This is a genomic window from Kitasatospora sp. NPDC005856 (genome assembly GCF_040629945.1).
GTDB lineage: Bacteria > Actinomycetota > Actinomycetes > Streptomycetales > Streptomycetaceae > Kitasatospora.
In genome coordinates, this window is the sequence record NZ_JBEXWT010000010.1 from 1 (window position 1) to 13325 (window position 13325).

At 70.1% G+C, this 13325-nt stretch carries 11 protein-coding genes; 2 read left to right on the forward strand and 9 right to left on the reverse strand.

Annotated elements, in window-relative coordinates; genetic code table 11:
- Window positions 1-128: 128 nt before the first annotated feature.
- The 9 genes from ABZ449_RS08555 to ABZ449_RS08595 all read right to left on the reverse strand — a co-directional run bounded on the left by ABZ449_RS08555 (window position 129) and on the right by ABZ449_RS08595 (window position 10550).
- Entirely contained in the window at window positions 129-578 is a 450-nt protein-coding gene (locus ABZ449_RS08555; protein WP_360342341.1) for a GtrA family protein, read from the reverse strand.
- Window positions 575-1537 carry a glycosyltransferase family 2 protein gene (locus tag ABZ449_RS08560; RefSeq protein ID WP_360342344.1) on the reverse strand — a complete coding sequence of 321 codons (963 nt, stop codon included), beginning with the start codon at window positions 1535-1537 and terminating at the stop codon, window positions 575-577. Before ABZ449_RS08560 ends, ABZ449_RS08555 begins: the two co-directional genes overlap by 4 nt.
- Before the next feature lie 192 nt (window positions 1538-1729).
- Window positions 1730-2923 carry an elongation factor Tu gene (tuf, locus tag ABZ449_RS08565; protein ID WP_326846505.1) on the reverse strand — a complete coding sequence of 398 codons (1194 nt, stop codon included), beginning with the start codon at window positions 2921-2923 and terminating at the stop codon, window positions 1730-1732.
- Between the two features lie 201 nt (window positions 2924-3124).
- On the reverse strand, window positions 3125-5230 hold the full coding sequence (gene fusA / locus ABZ449_RS08570; protein WP_360342347.1) for an elongation factor G: 2106 nt from the start codon (window positions 5228-5230) through the stop codon (window positions 3125-3127).
- 39 nt (window positions 5231-5269) lie between these two features.
- Window positions 5270-5740: a 30S ribosomal protein S7 gene (rpsG, locus tag ABZ449_RS08575; protein WP_030055803.1), complete on the reverse strand. Its 471-nt coding sequence runs from the start codon at window positions 5738-5740 to the stop codon at window positions 5270-5272.
- 2 nt (window positions 5741-5742) lie between these two features.
- A complete protein-coding gene (gene rpsL, locus ABZ449_RS08580; RefSeq protein ID WP_014144289.1) occupies window positions 5743-6114 on the reverse strand; it encodes a 30S ribosomal protein S12 in 372 nt (123 codons plus the stop codon).
- Window positions 6115-6490: 376 nt separating this feature from the next.
- Entirely contained in the window at window positions 6491-8092 is a 1602-nt protein-coding gene (locus tag ABZ449_RS08585) for a DUF2142 domain-containing protein (RefSeq protein ID WP_360342350.1), read from the reverse strand.
- A 47-nt stretch (window positions 8093-8139) separates the two neighbouring features.
- Window positions 8140-9738 (reverse strand): hypothetical protein, encoded by a 1599-nt coding sequence (locus tag ABZ449_RS08590; protein ID WP_360342353.1) that lies wholly within the window; start codon window positions 9736-9738, stop codon window positions 8140-8142.
- 266 nt (window positions 9739-10004) lie between these two features.
- On the reverse strand, window positions 10005-10550 hold the full coding sequence (locus ABZ449_RS08595; RefSeq protein WP_360342356.1) for a DUF1707 and DUF4190 domain-containing protein: 546 nt from the start codon (window positions 10548-10550) through the stop codon (window positions 10005-10007).
- A gap of 266 nt (window positions 10551-10816) precedes the next feature.
- Between ABZ449_RS08595 and ABZ449_RS08600 the strand changes: the two genes are divergently transcribed.
- Complete coding sequence (locus ABZ449_RS08600; protein ID WP_360342359.1) at window positions 10817-11638, forward strand: ABC transporter ATP-binding protein; 822 nt, start codon at window positions 10817-10819, stop codon at window positions 11636-11638.
- Window positions 11635-13248 carry a transporter gene (locus tag ABZ449_RS08605; RefSeq protein WP_360342362.1) on the forward strand — a complete coding sequence of 538 codons (1614 nt, stop codon included), beginning with the start codon at window positions 11635-11637 and terminating at the stop codon, window positions 13246-13248. The genes ABZ449_RS08600 and ABZ449_RS08605 overlap by 4 nt, the downstream gene beginning before the upstream one ends.
- Window positions 13249-13325: the final 77 nt, after the last annotated feature.

Consider the following 13325-nt stretch of genomic DNA (forward strand, 5'->3'; position numbering starts at 1 on the left):
CGGCCCCCCGCACCACCCCTACCTATGCCCAAACCCCTCCCCCGCCGCCATGAATAACCCGCCGCGGCCCGGGGGGGGGGGGGGGGCCCCCCGGCCCGCCCCCCCTCCGTCGTCTCCGCCCCGCCGGCTCAGTGCGCCCGGAAGACCCACACCTTGGCCAGCACGAACCTGACCACCGTGGCCAGGCCGTTGGCCAGCACCAGCCCGGCCACCTCGACCGTCCGCGAGGCGTGCGGCACCGCCACGTCCAGCAGTGCCAGGGCGCCGCTGGACAGGCCGAGACCGATCAGGAACGCGACCGCGCCCTGGAGGTGGTGGCGCAGTGCGCCCCGGGAGCCGGTGATGCCGAAGGTGAAGCGGCGGTTGGCCGCGGTGTTGGCCACCGCGCTGGCCGCCAGGGCCACCAGGTTGGCCGCCTGCGACGAGGTGACCGGCCGCAGGAGGACGAACAGCACCAGGTAGAGCAGGGTGCTCAGCACCCCGATGACCAGGAAGGACGGCAGCTGCCGACGGACCGGCCGGGGTTCCTCGGCGGACTCGGCGGGCTCGTCCCGGTCCGTGGAGAGGCTCTCGCTCACCCGCCCGCACCGTACCTGTCCGGTTCCTCGGCCGAGTCGTAGCCGACGAAGTACGCGGGCCGCGCCTGGACCGCCGAGTAGATCCGGCCGACGTACTCGCCGAGCAGGCCGACGCAGACCAGCTGCACGGCGCCGATGAAGAGCATCCCTATGAAGAGCGAGGACCAGCCCGGCACGGTGGAGCCGACCGCGTACGCGACGGTGGTGTAGAGCGCCAGCAGGATGCACACCAGGAAGCTGAACAGCCCGAGCCAGGTGGCCAGCCGCAGCGGGGCCGCGGAGAAGTTGGTGACGCTGTCGAACGCGAGCCGGACCATCTTGGACAGCGGGTAGTGGCTGGTGCCCGCGACCCGCTCCTCGCGCACGTAGACCACCTCGCCGCTGGGGAAGCCCAGCCAGGGCACCAGCAGCCGGTAGACCGGCTGGTGCTCGGGCATCGCCTTGAGCGCGTCCACCGCCGCCCGGCTGAGCAGCCGGAAGTCGCCGGCCTGGTTGGGCATCCGCTTGCCGACCAGGCGGCGCATCAGCCGGTAGTACCCGCCGGCGGTGTGCCGCTTGAAGAAGGTGTCGGTACCGCGGTCGCCGCGCACCCCGTAGACGATGTCCAGGTTCTGCTCGCGGGCGAGCGCCAGCATCTCGGGGATCTTCTCCGGCGGGTCCTGGAGGTCGGCGTCGATGGAGACCACGTAGTCGCCGACGGCGCGGTGGAGGCCGGCGGTGAGGGCGGCCTGGTGCCCGGAGTTGCGGGCGAAGCGGACGATGCGGAACTCCGGCCAGTCCTGGCGGATCTTCTGCATCAGCACCGGGGTGACGTCGGTGCTGCCGTCGTCGACGCCGACCACCTCGTACGCCACGCCGAGCCCGTCGAGGATCGGTCGCAGCCGTTCGACGGTCAGCGGGAGCGCCTCCTGCTCGTTGTAGACAGGCATCACGACCGACAACAGCGGTGCCGTTGACATGCGTTGGTCCCACTTTCCACGACGGCCGGGGCTGGATGGTCGCCCGACCATAACAGTCTGCGATGAGCGGCCGGTGAAAGGAGGCACGCTCCGGTGAAGTGCCCATGAGACGCCGAAGGGCCCCGCGCACCGTGCGGTGCGCGAGGCCCTTCGGACTGAGCCTGTACGAGGCAGGCAGGTCAGATCATCAGATTACTTGATGATCTTGGTGACCTGGCCGGCGCCGACGGTGCGGCCACCCTCACGGATGGCGAACTTCAGGCCCTCCTCCATGGCGATCGGCTGGATCAGCGCGACCGTCATGCCGGTGTTGTCGCCCGGCATGACCATCTCGGTGCCCTCGGGGAGGGTCACGACGCCGGTCACGTCCGTGGTACGGAAGTAGAACTGCGGGCGGTAGTTGTTGAAGAACGGGGTGTGACGGCCACCCTCGTCCTTCGACAGGATGTAGGCCTGGGCCTCGAAGTCGGTGTGCGGGGTAACCGAACCCGGCTTGATGATGACCTGGCCGCGCTCGACGTCCTCGCGCTTGATGCCACGGAGCAGCAGACCGACGTTCTCACCGGCCTGGCCCTCGTCGAGCAGCTTGCGGAACATCTCGATGCCGGTGACCGTGGTGGTGGTCTTGGTCTCCTTGATGCCGATGATGTCGACAGTCTCGTTGACCTTGAGGATGCCACGCTCGATACGACCGGTGACGACGGTGCCACGACCGGTGATCGTGAAGACGTCCTCGATCGGCATCAGGAACGGCTGGTCCACGGCGCGGGCCGGGGTCGGGATGGCCTCGTCGACCGCGTGCATCAGGCCGAGGAGCTTCTCGCCCCACTCCTTGTCGCCCTCCAGCGCCTTCAGCGCGGAGACGCGGACGACCGGCAGGTCGTCGCCCGGGAACTCGTACTCGGAGAGCAGCTCGCGGACCTCGAGCTCGACGAGCTCCAGGATCTCCTCGTCGTCCACCATGTCGGCCTTGTTCAGGGCGACGACGATGTACGGAACGCCGACCTGGCGGGCCAGGAGGACGTGCTCCTTGGTCTGCGGCATCGGGCCGTCGGTGGCGGCGACCACCAGGATGGCGCCGTCCATCTGGGCGGCACCGGTGATCATGTTCTTGATGTAGTCGGCGTGACCCGGGCAGTCGACGTGGGCGTAGTGGCGCGCCTCGGTCTGGTACTCGACGTGCGCGATCGAGATGGTGATACCGCGCTGCCGCTCCTCCGGCGCCTTGTCGATCTGGTCGAACGGCGTGAAGGGGTTGATCTCCGGGTACGCGTCGTGCAGCACCTTGGTGATGGCCGCGGTCAGCGTGGTCTTGCCGTGGTCAATGTGACCGATGGTGCCGATGTTGACGTGGGGCTTCGTCCGCTCGAACTTCGCCTTCGCCACTGAGTCCTCCTGAGGACAGTTCCTGTACGCCGTGCTGACGTCAGTTGGTCTTTGATCGGTTTTGGTGCGGGTTGTCCGGAGGACATCCCGTGCCGTCCCGCTGGTGGGGGGGCCGGAGGTAACCCGGGAGGATCCGACCGGATCCTCCCGGGTTGCCTCCGAATAGCCTAAGGCTTCGCTATCGTCCCGATTATCGGGACGTCACTCGCCCTTGGCCTTGGCGATGATGTCGTCCGCCACGTTCTTCGGAACCTCGGCGTACGAGTCGAACTGCATCGAGTAGCTCGCGCGACCAGAGGTCTTGCTGCGCAGGTCACCGACGTAGCCGAACATCTCGGAGAGGGGCACCAGCGCCGTGACGACGCGGGCACCGTGACGCTCGTCCATGGACCGGATCTGGCCACGGCGAGAGTTGATGTCGCCGATCACGTCGCCCATGTAGTCCTCGGGCGTGGTGACCTCGACGGCCATCATCGGCTCGAGGAGGACCGGCTTGGCCTTCTTCGCGCCTTCCTTGAAGGCCATCGAACCGGCGATCTTGAACGCGAGCTCGGAGGAGTCGACGTCGTGCGCCTGACCGTCCAGCAGGCTCACGCGGACACCCTGCAGCGGGTAGCCGGCGAGGATGCCGAACTCCATGGCCTCCTGGCAACCGGCGTCGACCGACGGGATGTACTCCCGCGGAACGCGGCCACCGGTGACCTTGTTGACGAACTCGTAGCCCTCGGCCTGCTCGAGCGGCTCGATCGCGATCTGCACCTTGGCGAACTGACCGGAACCACCGGTCTGCTTCTTGTGGGTGTAGTCGATGCGCTCGACCGCCTGGCGGATGGTCTCGCGGTACGCGACCTGCGGCTTGCCGACGTTGGCCTCGACCTTGAACTCACGGCGCATACGGTCGACCAGCACCTCGAGGTGCAGCTCGCCCATACCCGCGATGATGGTCTGGCCGGTCTCCTCGTCCGTGTTGACCTGGAAGGACGGGTCCTCCTCGGCGAGACGCTGGATGGCGACACCCAGCTTCTCCTGGTCACCCTTGGACTTGGGCTCGATCGCGACGCGGATGACCGGGGCCGGGAAGTCCATGGACTCCAGGATGACCGGGTTCTTCTCGTCGGACAGCGTCTCACCGGTGGTGGTCTGCTTCAGGCCCATGACGGCGATGATGTCGCCGGCGCCCACCGAGTCGATCTCCTCACGCTTGTTCGCGTGCATGCGGTAGATCTTGCCGATGCGCTCCTTCTTGCCCTTGACGGCGTTCAGCACCGAGGTGCCGGACTCCAGGCGGCCCGAGTAGACCCGGACGAAGGTGAGCTTGCCGAGGTGCGGGTCCGACATGATCTTGAACGCGAGCGCGGCGAGCGGCTCGTCGTCCGAGGCCTTGCGGGAGATCTTGACGGTGTCGTCGCCCGGCTTGGTGCCCTCGATGGACTCGATGTCCAGCGGGGACGGCAGGTACTTGACGACCGCGTCGAGCAGGGGCTGAACGCCCTTGTTCTTGAAGGCGGTACCGCAGAAGATCGGGGTGAAGTCCGAGTTCAGGGTGCCCTTGCGGATCGCGGTCTGCAGCAGCTCGACCGGGATCTCCTCGCCCTCGAGGGCGAGCTCCATGATCTCGTCGCTGACGTTCGAGACAGTGTCGATGAGCGCCTCGCGGTACTCCTCGGCCTGCTCCTGCAGCTCGGCCGGGATGTCGACGATGTCGTACATCTCGCCCTTGGCGGCCTCGGCGGACCAGACCAGAGCCTTCATGCGGACCAGGTCGACAACGCCCTGGAAGTCCGACTCGGCACCGATCGGCAGCTGCATGACCAGCGGGGTGGCGCCGAGGCGGTCCACGATGGTCTGAACGCAGAAGAAGAAGTTCGCGCCCGTGCGGTCCAGCTTGTTGATGAAGCAGATGCGCGGGACGCCGTAGCGGTCAGCCTGCCGCCACACGGTCTCGGACTGGGGCTCGACACCGGCGACACCGTCGAACACCGTCACGGCACCGTCGAGCACGCGCAGCGAACGCTCCACCTCGACGGTGAAGTCGACGTGGCCCGGGGTGTCGATGATGTTGATGGTGTTGTCGACGTCGTCGACCGTCCAGTGACAGGTCGTCGCGGCCGACGTGATCGTGATGCCGCGCTCCTGCTCCTGCTCCATCCAGTCCATGGTGGCAGCGCCATCGTGGACCTCACCGATCTTGTACGAGACACCGGTGTAGAACAGGATCCGCTCGGTGGTGGTGGTCTTGCCCGCGTCGATGTGCGCCATGATCCCGATGTTGCGGACCCTGGCGAGGTCAAGGGAGGTTGCAGCCATGGTGGCTCGTTCTCTCTCTGTCTAGTGACGGGGTACGGACTACCAGCGGTAGTGCGCGAAGGCCTTGTTGGACTCGGCCATCTTGTGGGTGTCCTCGCGACGCTTCACGGAAGCGCCCAGGCCGTTGCTGGCGTCGAGGATCTCGTTCATCAGGCGCTCGGTCATGGTCTTCTCGCGACGGGCGCGGGAGTAACCGACCATCCAGCGCAGCGCCAGGGTGCTGGCGCGGCCCGGACGGACCTCGACCGGAACCTGGTAGGTCGCGCCACCGACACGGCGGGACTTGACCTCGAGGGCCGGCTTTACGTTCTCCAGCGCGCGCTTCAGCGTCACGACCGGGTCCGAGCCGGTCTTCTCACGGACGCCCTCGAGGGCGCCGTAGACGATCCGCTCGGCGGTGGAGCGCTTGCCGTGCAGCAGGATCTTGTTGACCAGCTGGGTGACGACCGGGGAGCCGTAAACCGGGTCGATGATGACCGGGCGCTTCGGGGCGGGGCCCTTACGAGGCATTCTTACTTCTCCTTCTTGGCGCCGTAGCGGCTGCGGGCCTGCTTGCGGTTCTTGACACCCTGGGTGTCGAGCGAACCGCGGATGATCTTGTAGCGGACACCAGGAAGGTCCTTCACACGACCACCGCGCACCAGCACGATGGAGTGCTCCTGCAGGTTGTGGCCCTCGCCCGGGATGTAAGCGGTGACCTCGATCCCGCTGGTGAGGCGCACACGGGCGACCTTGCGGAGAGCCGAGTTCGGCTTCTTCGGGGTGGTCGTGTACACACGCGTGCAGACCCCACGGCGCTGCGGGGAGCCCTTCAGCGCGGGAGTCTTGTTCTTCTCGACCTTGTCCTGCCGGCCCTTTCGGACCAGCTGCTGGATCGTAGGCACCGTTTCTCCGTTTTCTGTGTGCCAAGGCTTGGTGGAACTAACCTGCGGTGTCTCCCTCGCACACGGCCCCGTGGTCGACCCACGCGGTCGGGTGTGTTGGGCTTGTTACGACACGGAATCCCATGGCTGATGTACAGCGACGGCGCTCTACGCGCGGCGCGCTGGGAAGCGCTCCGGCTCGGCGCGGCGACCGGTGTGCATGCACGCACAAGGACCCGGGGACACCCCAGGCACAAGGTCAGAGCGTACCTAGCGCATGGGGCGCGGTCAAAACAAATGCAACGCCGCAGGTCGCGGGGCTTGCACCGAAAGCGGGCCGGGAACCGGGCCGGGGCGGGGCTCCTTACCACAACCGGGCAGCCCCCGCACCGCGACCCTACGCCTCCGCGTGGGCCCCGGCGAGCCGGGGCGGATCCTGCGCCGCGCCGCCGGCGGCCGCCCGGGCCGACTCCGGCAGCGGGCGGTCCCGGTTGTCCGACACCGCCGTGAGTAGTCCCAGCGCGAGCGCGGCCACCGTGTACACGGCCAGCCACAGCATCCAGGTGCCCGGCGGGGACCAGTGGGCCGGGTTGATCAGCAGCGGGCCGGTGGAGCCGACCGTGTTGCGGCGCAGCGCCCAGAGGAAGGCCGCGGCGTTGACCAGGGACAGCGAGAAGCCGGCGATCACCAGCAGCCGGCGCCAGGCGAAACCGCCCCAGGGCAGCCGCTCGTGGCAGACCGCGGCGCACAGGATCGGCAGTCCGACGGCGAACGGCAGCAGGTAGCGGCCCTGCCAGATCATGCCCAGCTGGCGCGCCTGCATGGCCTGTGCCGCTATCGGTATCACCACGATGCCGACCATCACGCCGACGACGGCCAGGACGTCCCGGACCCGGGCGTAGCAGAGCGCGAACATCGCCAGGGCGAGCGCGACGCCGCACCAGACCAGCAGTGTCGCGGCCGGCGCCTCGGCGTCCAGCCAGCCGAAGTAGCCGATCATCTGCTTCATGTACAGCAGGCCGAAGTCGAAGGTCTTCCGGGCCGCGGCCAGCGGGGTGAGGTCGCTCGGGGTGTTGATGACCGAGTTGTCCGGGTGGCTCGACGACCAGGCCAGGGCCGCGATGGCCCCCGCCGCCGCCAGGCCGCCCCAGAGCCAGGTCACCCTGCGGCGGAGCACCTCGCGCACCGCGCCCTTCTGGCTCAGCAGCAGCGCGAAGAACAGGGCCCCGGCGAACCAGATCAGGCCCAGCGGGCGGATGCTGATCAGCACCAGCGCGCCGATGCCCAGCCGGGCCAGCCGGCGGTTCAGCAGGTGCGGGTCCGGGCTCATCAGCATCGGCAGCCCGGCGCTCCAGACCAGGATGCCCGCCGCGATCTCCGGGCCGCTGGGGTTGACCATTCCGAACAGGAACAGCGCCATCGGAGTGGCCGCGGTGATCACGCCGAGCAGGGTGAAGGAGCGCCGCCGCCACTCCGCCGCCGAGACCACCGCACTCGCCACCAGGGCGGAGCAGATCAGCGCCGACATCAGGCGCATCAGGTAGAAGGCCTTCGCCCCGGGTACCAGGAGGCTGGGCCAGCCCACCGCGAAGTAGTACGCCGGGTGGTAGCGGCCGGCCGCGGTGGTCACCAGGGTCTCCCCCGGCCGGTCGATGAGCCGCGGCGCGCAGGAGGCCGGGGTCTCGGGCTTGAAGACGTAGCAGGAGTTGACGTCCTTGAGGTCCTGGTAGATCCGCGGGAGCTCGACCCCGGTCTCGGCGAACTGGCCCTCGATGCCGCCCACCAGGTGCGGGACCATGACCTCCCGGCCCTCGACCTGGCCGCGGGCGACGGCCGCCGCCCGGATCAGGTGGGCGTGCTCGTCCGGCGAGGCGCCGACTGGGGTGGCGATCGACCAGGCCCCGCTCAGGGCGAACAGGATCGCGAACGACACGATCCACAGGCGCCTCGGCGAGGAGACGAGCCGGTCGGCGAGGCTCTTGACGGCAGTGATCATCATCAGGATTGGGCCTTCGGGGTCAGTTCGGGCTCATGGGCGGGAACTGGTTACTTGATCATGCTGAGCCATGACTGGTCACCGGTCTTGGAGCACTGCCCACCCGGCGCGAACTTCGGGCAGCTGCCGTCGAGGTTCTGCATGGTGTGCGACACCCACGGCAGGATGCGGTAGGTGTTCTCCTTCGCCGGCAGGTAGCGGTCCGACATCGACGACGAGACCGTACCGAACAGGAAGAGGAGAGCGAACAGCGTACCGATCACGGCCGCCTGCGGGCCGGGCAGGGGCGTCCCGGCGAGTCCCCCGGTCCCCGCGGCCTCCGCCGCCTCCGCGATCCGACGGCGCTCGGCCAGTCGGAGCGAGAGCAGGTGGACGAGCAGGGCGCACAGCAGCAGGCCGCAGTAGAGCAGCTGGTTGTTGGTCCGGGTGTAGAGCTGGACCGTCTGCGTCTCGTACATGTGCGAGGCGATGAACATCCGCATCACCCAGGCGCTCGCGAACATGCAGCTGATGGTGACGACCACCGGCTTGCGGATGCCGAGCCAGAGGGCGGCGCCCAGTGCGACGAACATCACCACGGCGAACAGGTCCATGCCGCCGAACTCGCCGGGGATCGGCCAGTCCCCCACCTTGCCCGGCATGTCGGTGCGCCACATCAGGAAGTACGCCGGGTCGGTGAAGTTGTCGAACCGGAAGTTGGAGTCCTTGGTGTCCTGGCCCTCCGTCAGCATGGTCACCAGGTAGCTGCCGCAGACCAGCAGGAAGGCGACCACGGTGGTGGCGAGGTAGACCAGGCCCTTGCGCCGGTCGTCGTGCCAGGGGAAGTACATCAGCGCCGCGACCAGCACGCCGATGGCGCTCCACAGGAACCAGCCGGAGTAGGTGAGGAACATCAGGCCCAGCAGCGCGCCGAAGCCGGCCGCCTTCACCAGCAGCAGCCGCCAGCCGTCCGTGCCGCTCCGGCGCAGGTGCACCACCACGGCGACCAGCACGGGCACCAGGACCACCAGCACGGTCTGGCTGTACGGCTTGTAGGCGTCGATCAGCGCGAAGGCCGGCAGCACGCCGAAGGCCAGGGCCCGGACCGGGCTGAGCAGCATGCGCCACGAGAGGTAGACCAGCGGGCCGAACGCGGCGGCGCCGAGGATCTGGAGATCCTTGAAGGCGTACGCGGTGTTGCCGTCGCGGAACAGCTCCGCGTAGAAGCCCAGGGTGTAGAGCGGCGCCGGCGGATAGACCGGCGAGCCCGAGGGCTGGCCGTTCACCACGGCGTGGGCCCAGTCGACGATGCGCTGGCTGTCACCGTTCATGCCGAACATCGGCCAGGGCGTGCCGAGCAGCGCCATCACGGCGCCGGCCGCCACGAAGCCGCTGGCGAGGCCGGCGATGGCGGCCGCGGAGAACCGGGCCGCCAGGCCGAAGTGACGGCCCGAGCGGAAGCGCCACGCGAGCACGACCGCGCCGAGCAGGAGGAAGCCGATGAGCGCGAACCGCAGCTGCAGCGCGGCGAGGCCGCTCACCTGGGCGATCCGGTCCAGCGGGTCCATGTGGAACCCGCTCGCCATCACGGGGAGCACCAGGGCCGCCCCGAAGGCGATCAGGGCCTCGCCCGCGAGCAGTGCCGGGGCCGACGTCCGGAGCCGGGCCACGGAGCGGCCGGCGGATCCCCGGATCAGCGAACGCCCTCCGATCGGCGGGATCCTGGAGGCCTCTTGGGCACTGACTGTCACTGGCACGGTCCTCAGCTCGTGGTCGCTCGCTCGGCCCGCCCGGCCCGTCGGCATCGGTCGGTGACGGAGAACGTACTGCTTCCGGGTGCACGGCGGCAGCCCCGGGCATCATAGGTCCTCCACCTGTGGAAGGCCCCATCGGGAAGAAGGGCCGACCACCGTGACGTCACTCGACCGAGTGATCCTCAGGCGATGCCGATGAGGATCAGCAGCGTCCAGAACGCGCACCCCAGGTAGCCGACGACCAGGCCGAGGACGGCCGCCCAGTCGCCGTCCATGTCGCGGCGGCGGATCTCCGAGCGGGCGATGTGACCGACGACCACGGCGGGCGCGGAGAGGCCGACCAGACTGGCCACCAGGGAGACCACGGCGAGCACGTTGGTGGGGCGGGCCCGGGGCGGCGGGACGGCCATGAAGGTGGCCGGAACGGGCGTGGCGACGACGGCCGGCGGGGCCGTCATCGGCCCGGAGGGCAGGTCCGCCACCAGCGCGGCCAGCTGGCCGTAGGTCTGCGAGGCGGCCACGGCCTCGTGGCGCTGCTCGTACTCCTGGACGGAGAGCCGGCCCTCGGCGAACGCGGCCTTGAGCACGTCGAGCGTCCGGTCCCGGTCCGCGTGGCCCGCCCTCATCGCGGCCTGCGGCGAGACCGCGGGCGCCGGCTGCCAGCCTCCCGTCGGCCGCTTGCCGGGCGGGTGGCCGGAACCGGCCTCGCCCCATGGCTGTACGGACATCCGCCACCTCCCGGTAGCGCGGCACCCCCGCGCACGTCACTGCTCCCTCATAGTGCAGGACGAACGAACGGACTGAGTAGTTGCCAAATCGGACCAGTAGTCGCCGGGAAGGCGGTGCCGGTCGGCGTGCCTCACCCGTTCGGCTGATGTGCTCAGGGGATGCTCAACTCGGGCGACAGCCTGTTCGAGCAGTGACAGGCTGAGCCCCGGGGGCTTCCGCACGACGGTGTCCTCCCCCTCCACCACCACGAGCAGAGAAGGCCGCCATGCAGGCGTCAGCGCCGCCGTCCTCCGACCTCCCCGGGCCGGGAACCCCGTCCGCCGTCAGCATCCGGGGGCTCTGGAAGCACTTCGGCACCCAGGCCGCGGTGGCCGGGCTGAGCCTGGAGCTGCCGGCCGGGGCGTTCATCGGCCTGGTCGGGCCGAACGGCGCCGGCAAGACCACCACGCTGTCGATGGTCACCGGGCTGCTCCGGCCCGACCAGGGCACCGTCCTGGTGCACGGCACCGACGTGTGGGCGGACCCGGTCACGGTGAAGGCCCGGATCGGCATCCTGCCCGAGGGCCTGCGGATGTTCGAGCGGCTCAGCGGGCGCGAGCTGCTCCAGTACACCGGCCGGCTGCGCGGCCTGCCCGGGGCCGAGGTGGACCGGCGGGCCGAGGAGCTGCTGGCCGTCCTGGACCTCGGCCGGGACGCCGACAAGCTGGTCGCCGACTACTCCACCGGCATGCGCAAGAAGATAGGCCTGGCCGCGGCGCTGCTGCACAACCCGGACGTGCTGTTCCTGGACGAGCCCTTCGAGGGCGTCGACCCGGTCTCCGCCCAGACCATCCGCGGCGTGCTCAAGCGGTACGCGGCGGCCGGCTCCACGGTGGTCTTCTCCAGCCACGTGATGGAGCTGGTCGAGCAGCTCTGCGACTGGGTCGCCGTGGTCGACGCCGGCCGGGTGATCGCCCAGGGTCCGCTGGACGCCGTACGGGGCGGGCGCAGCCTGCACGAGGCCTTCCTGGAACTGATCGGCGTGCGCGAGGACGACGGGCAGGCGCTCGGCTGGCTCGGCGGCGGGCAGCCCGGGGGCGCCCGGTGAGCGGTCCCTCGGTGCCCGACGGGCGGACGGTGGTCCGCGCCCTGGTCGCGCTCAAGCTGCGGCTGCTGCGCAACGGTCTGCGGCGCAGCCCCGGCCGGACCACCGTCTACGTGATCGGCGGCGTCGTGGGCCTGGCCTTCGCGGCCGGTGTCGCCGTCGCCATGAGCGCGCTGAACGGGCGCTACGCGGGCTCCGGCGACGCCGGGGTGATGCTGCTCGGCGTGCTGACCCTGGGCTGGGCCGCGCTGCCGCTGTTCCTCTTCTCCAGCGACGAGAGCGCCGACCCGACCCGGCTGACCATGCTGCCGCTGCGGCCCGGCCCGCTGCTGCGCGGCTCGCTGCTGGCCGCGCTGATCGGGCCGGGGCCGCTGATCAGCCTGGTGCTGGCGATCGGCGCGGTGCTGGCCGGCGCGGCCGGCGGCGCCTCGGCCGCGGTCGCGGTGCTCGGTGTGCCGCTCGCGGTGCTCTGCCTGGTCACCCTCTCCCGGGCGGTCGCGGCGGGCAACGCCCGGATGCTCTCCAGCCGGCGCGGCAAGGACTTCGCGATCTTCGGCGGGCTGGCCTTCGCGCTGCTGGTGCAGGTCGCCAACGTCGGCTCGCAGAGCATCCTCGGCCGCCGGGGCGGCCCGATCGACCTCAGCCCGTTGAAGCCGATCGCCTCGGTGCTGCGCTGGATCCCGCCGATCAGCGCGGCGGACGCGCCGCGCACCGCCGCCGAGGGCCGGTACGGGCTGGCGCTGCTCCAGCTCGCCGCGGCCGCCGTGCTGCTGGCGCTGCTGCTGCGCTGGTGGCGGCGGAGCCTGCAGGAGCTGATGGTCACCGCCGACTCCTCCACCCTGGAGGTGGCCCGAGGGGTGCAGAACCCGCGCGGCTGGCGCTTCCTGCCCCGGGGCCGGACCGGCGCGGTGATGCAGCGCCACCTGCGGTACGCCTGGCGCGAGCCGCGGGCCAAGGCCGCCCTGTTCACCAGCATCGGGATGACGCTGGTGATCTGCGTGCTGTCGATGGTCCAGGGCTGGGCGAGCGTCTACCTGCTGGCGATGACCGGGGTGTTCCTCGGGCTGCAGATGCTCAACCTGTTCGGCATGGACGGCTCGGCGTTCTGGATGGTCGCCGCCACCCTGCGCACCCCGGCCGACGCCCGGTCCGAGCTGCGCGGCCGGGCGTACGCAGTGCTCTCGTACGCCGTCCCGGTGACGGTGGCGCTCGGGCTGGTGCTGGCGGCCGTCACCGGCCGGTGGGGCGAGCTGCCGTCCGCGCTCGGCCTGGCGCTGACGCTGCTCGGCTGCGGGATCGCGCTGGGTTCGATGTTCAGCGTGCTGGCGCCCTACACCATGCCCGCCGACAGCAACCCGATGCGCAACGCCGCCCCGGGGCAGGGCGGGCTGATCCTGCTCAACCAGTTCGGCTCGATGCTCGGCGTCACGGTGCTGGCGCTGCCGGTCGGCGGCTACCTCGCCTGGGCGCTGGTCTCGGACGGGCCGAGCTGGCCGGTGCTGCTGATCGGCCCGCTGTACGGCGCCCTGGTCGCCACGCTGGGCGTGCGGATGGCCGCGGGCCGGCTGCTGGAGCGCACGCCGGAGATCCTGGCCAAGGCCATCGAGCGCTGAGCGGGCCCCGAGAACGCCGAGAGCCCCGGGAACGCCGAGGGCCCCGGGAACGCCACCGTGCCGGCCCGCGCGCCGGA